The following is a 4257-nucleotide window of genomic DNA, read 5'->3' on the forward strand; positions in this document are numbered from 1 at the left end:
CCGTCATACGGTTGTTGCATGAATCGAGGCATAGCACGCCAAAGAAAGGTGGAAATCGCGATGTCCGGTCCAGAGCCCCGCACTTTTCGCACCATGTTCATTTCCGACGTGCATCTCGGCTCGAAAGCGGCCAAGGCCGATTTCCTGATCGATTTCCTGCGCCACCATGACGCCGATACCATCTACCTGGTCGGCGACATCGTTGACGGCTGGCGCCTGCGGCGCAGCTGGCATTGGCCGCAGAGCCATAACGACGTGGTGCAGAAGTTGCTGCGCAAGGCGCGCAAAGGCGCCTCGATCACCTACATCGCCGGCAACCACGACGAGTTCGCCCGCCAGTTCCAGGGCGTGCATTTCGGCGGCATCGTCGTTGCCGACCGCGCCATTCATGAGACCGCCGACGGCAGGCGGCTTCTCGTCATTCATGGCGACCAGTTCGACACTGTGGTGCACAATCAGCGCTGGCTCGCTTACCTCGGCGACTACGCCTATGACACGGCAATGCTGGTCAATCGCCTCGTGACGAGACTGCGCCACCTGCTCAGCCTGCCTTACTGGTCGTTCTCTTCCTGGGCGAAGGTCAAGGTGAAGAAGGCGGTGAACTTCATCGGATCGTTCCAGACGGTGCTCTCCGAGGAAGCGCGGCGCTCGCATGTCGACGGCGTGATCTGCGGCCACATCCATCACGCCGCGATCGAACGTTATGGCGACGTGCAATACATCAACACCGGCGACTGGGTGGAAAGCTGCACCGCGGTGGTCGAGCATTTCGACGGCCGCATGGAGATCCTGACCTGGGCGCATGTGCTGCCCGAAGTTCCGGCCGGCAAGGACGCGCCGGTGCGCGTCGATCTCATCGATCTCAAGGGCAGGGCGGTCAAGGCTGCCTGAGCGCCTTTCCGGCTCCGAGGTTGCTTGTCTTTCAACAGCTTTGGCCAGATCGACTGGTCCAGGCGGTTCCGCCGCTCCTTGCCGCGTGATAGGGATCGAAACGCGTTGCGGTCGTGGAATGCAGCGTAATTGGATCGATTCATGTCGCTGCCGCCACTTTCGCCTGAGCAACTCGTCAAGCCCGCCCATTTCGAACTGCGCATGAGCCTGATCTTCGCGACATTGTTCGTGTCGCAGGGGACCCATCTGCCCTATTTTCCGCTCTGGCTGGAGGCGAAAGGCTTCCACGCCGAACAGATCGCCGTCATCCTGGCGGCGCCGATGTTCCTGCGCGTCGTGACGACCCCGATGCTCACCGCGTTTGCCGACCGGGCGAAGGACCGCGCCAATGTCTATATCACGCTGGTCGCGGCGACGATGATCATTTCGGCCGGCTATTTCCTGCCGGCCACCTATGCGGGCGTGCTGGCCATCTCGCTGTTGCTTTCGATCCCTTGGACGCCGCATTCGCCGATGGCCGATTCGCTGGCTCTGTCGGGCGTCCGCCGCTTCGGCTCCAACTACACCGCCATGCGCAAATGGGGTTCGATCTCCTATTTCTGCGCCAATATAGTCGGCGGCTTCATCCTGGCGGCCACCGGCCCGCAAGCAGTTCCGGCGATCATCTTTGTGGCCCTTGCCGCAGCGCTTGCCGCGGGTTTGTGGGCGCCGCGGATGGGCAAGCCTCGCAAGGCGTCGCCATTATCGGCGACCGACATTCAGCATTCGGCGCCAAGCCTCTTCAACGCCTATTTCCTCTATTTCACGCTGGGTGTCGGCATCATCACCGCCAGCCACGCCTTTCTTTACGGCTTCGTGTCGATCTACTGGAAGTCGATCGGCATCAGCGATTCCGTCGTGGGCCTGCTGTGGGCCTGGGGCGTGGTTGCCGAGGTCTGCATGTTCTTGTTCTTCAACCGCATTTTCGCCTCCGTTTCCGTCGTCAGGGTGATGGTGATCGCCGGCATCGGCTCGATCCTGCGATGGGCCGCCTTTCCGCTGGTCTGGCCGCTGGGGCTCGGTGTCGTCGGCTTCTTCGGCGTCCAGACGCTGCATGCGGTTTCGGTGGCGATGGTGCTGATCGGCCTGCAGAAGATGATCGGCGAAACGGTTTCCGAAGAGCGCACGGGCGCCGCGCAAGGCATCGCCTATTTCTTCAACGGCTTCTTCATGGCCGCGGTCACCCTGGTCTCCGGCCCGCTCTACGATCATCTTGGCGTCGACGGGTTCCTGGCGATGATCCCGATCGCGATCATCGGCCTCGCGCTGATCGGGCTTGCCGCGCGGTCAGCCCCACAGCGCCGGCTGAGGCGGTGAGACCAGCGAGCCCTGGTAGACGAGACCCGGTTCGCGGTCGTGCGCCAAGAGCAGCGGCCCGTCGAGGTCGACGAAATCGGCGCCTTGAGCCAAGAGCACTGCCGGCGCCATGGCGAGCGACGTGCCGACCATGCAGCCGACCATGATGCCGAAACCCAGGTCGCGGGCACGGTCGCGAAGGATCAGCGCTTCGGTCATTCCGCCAGTTTTGTCGAGCTTGATGTTGACGACGTCATAAAGGCCGACCAGCGCTTCGAGGTTCTTCGCCTCGTGCACGCTTTCGTCGGCGCAGATCGGCACGGGATGCGCGATTTCGCGCAAGATGCCATCACGGCCGGCCGGCAGCGGCTGCTCGATCAGCACTATGCCGTGCTCGGCTGCGAATGCGAGATTCTCGACGATGTTGTTATCGGTCCAGCCCTCGTTGGCATCGAGTATGATGCGGCTTTGCGGGGCGGCTTGCGTCACGGCGCGAATCCTTGCCGCGTCGTTGTGGCCGCCGATCTTGACCTTGAGCAGCGGCCGCGAGGCAGCGGCGCGGGCCTGCGCCGCCATCGCCTCAGGTTCGGCGAGCGACAGCGTGTAGGCGGTTTCAAGCGCCTTAGGCGAAACGACCCCGATCGCGTCCGCCACCGGCCTGGCGCCCAGCTTGGCTTCGAGATCCCACAAGGCGCAGTCGATGGCATTGCGGGCCGCTCCGGCCGGCATGGCCGCGAGCAAGGCGGTGCGGCCGATGCCGTCGATGATCTGGCCGCGCATCGCCTCGATTGCGGCGCGCACGCCCTCCATCGTCTCGCCGTAGCGCCTGTAGGGCACGCATTCGCCGCGCCCGACATGTCCGTTGTCGGCGATCGTCACGGTGATGACTTCGGCCTCGGTTTTCGATCCGCGCGATATGGTGAAGGTGCCCGCGATGGGGAATCGCTCCGCCTCGACCGAAATGACACGCGCCATATTTTTCTTCTCCGGCTGAGCAACCCGGTCTCCCGGCAAATCGACACGCCAGTCCCGTCACGCTAAACAGGACGCCATGTTGACCATCCGCAAACGCGACGCAAGCCGCACGCCCGCCGGTGATGCCAATCACCAGCCGCGCATTATCGTCGGCGAGGAAGGCGACGTGCTCGGCTGCGCTTTCTCGGGTGTCTGGACGACGCGGACCGTGGCATCGGTCGATGCGGAGATGCGCAAGATCGAAAACCGCAACAGCGCCAAGAAGCTGATGCTCGACCTTTCGCAGATCGAGAAGATGGACACGGCCGGCGCCTGGCTGATCGATCGGCTGGCGAGCGCTTTCGAGAAGAAAGGCGTTGAAGTCCATGTGCAGGGGCAGAGCGAGATCGCCTCAATCCTGCTCGGCGCGGTCGGCGACGCGGTGCGACGCGAACCCGAATCGGGGCCGGCCGGACCGCCCAACATCATCCTGCGCGCGCTGGAGCTGGTCGGCCGCCGCGTCTACGAGATGCGCGACGATTTTCTGGCCTCGATGAACATCCTCGGCGCCACCATCCGCGGCGCGCAGATGAAGCTCGGCCGCGGCCATGCCGTCAATCCGGCAGCAATCTTCAACCAGATCGATCGTATGGGCGTCGGCGCCATTCCGGTGGTGGTGCTGATGTCGGCCATCGTCGGCGCCATCGTCGCCCAGCAAGGCGCTTATCAGCTCAGCTATTTCGGTGCCGACATTTTCGTCGTCGACCTCGTCGGCGTGCTGATCCTGCGCGAGCTTGGCGTGCTGATGACCGCGATCATGCTGGCCGGCCGCTCGGGCAGCGCCATCACCGCCGAGATCGGCTCGATGAAGATGCGCGAGGAGGTCGACGCGCTGAAGGTGATCGGGTTGAACCCGATCGGCGTGCTGGTGTTTCCGCGGCTCGTCGCCTTGGTGATTGCGCTGCCGTGCTTGACGATCATCGCGAATTTCGCCGCGCTCGGCGGCGGCATCATCGCCGCCTGGCTCTATTCCGACATTCCACCGGCGGCATTCATCGATCGGCTGCGGGTCGCCAT

Annotated in this window: 4 protein-coding genes; 3 read left to right on the forward strand and 1 reads right to left on the reverse strand. The window is 63.7% G+C overall.

The features are described 5' to 3' along the window. Window positions 1–60 precede the first annotated feature (60 nt). Together EOA75_RS29680 and EOA75_RS29685 are read left to right on the forward strand one after the other, a co-directional pair. Window positions 61–891 carry a UDP-2,3-diacylglucosamine diphosphatase gene (locus EOA75_RS29680; protein WP_127248012.1) on the forward strand — a complete coding sequence of 277 codons (831 nt, stop codon included), beginning with the start codon at window positions 61–63 and terminating at the stop codon, window positions 889–891. A 141-nt stretch (window positions 892–1032) separates the two neighbouring features. Then, on the forward strand, window positions 1033–2247 hold the full coding sequence (locus tag EOA75_RS29685) for an MFS transporter (protein ID WP_095800816.1): 1215 nt from the start codon (window positions 1033–1035) through the stop codon (window positions 2245–2247). On the opposite strand, the gene dgcA is transcribed toward EOA75_RS29685, so the two are convergent. Further along, window positions 2218–3201 (reverse strand): N-acetyl-D-Glu racemase DgcA, encoded by a 984-nt coding sequence (dgcA, locus tag EOA75_RS29690; protein ID WP_127325815.1) that lies wholly within the window; start codon window positions 3199–3201, stop codon window positions 2218–2220. The genes EOA75_RS29685 and dgcA overlap by 30 nt on opposite strands. 76 nt (window positions 3202–3277) lie before the next feature. Between dgcA and EOA75_RS29695 the strand changes: the two genes are divergently transcribed. Further along, on the forward strand, window positions 3278–4257 hold a 980-nt coding region (locus EOA75_RS29695), incomplete at its 3' end, for an ABC transporter permease (RefSeq protein WP_164747652.1).

Origin of the sequence: Mesorhizobium sp. M1A.F.Ca.IN.022.07.1.1 (assembly GCF_003997575.1) — a bacterium.
In the GTDB taxonomy this organism is placed as follows: domain Bacteria; phylum Pseudomonadota; class Alphaproteobacteria; order Rhizobiales; family Rhizobiaceae; genus Mesorhizobium.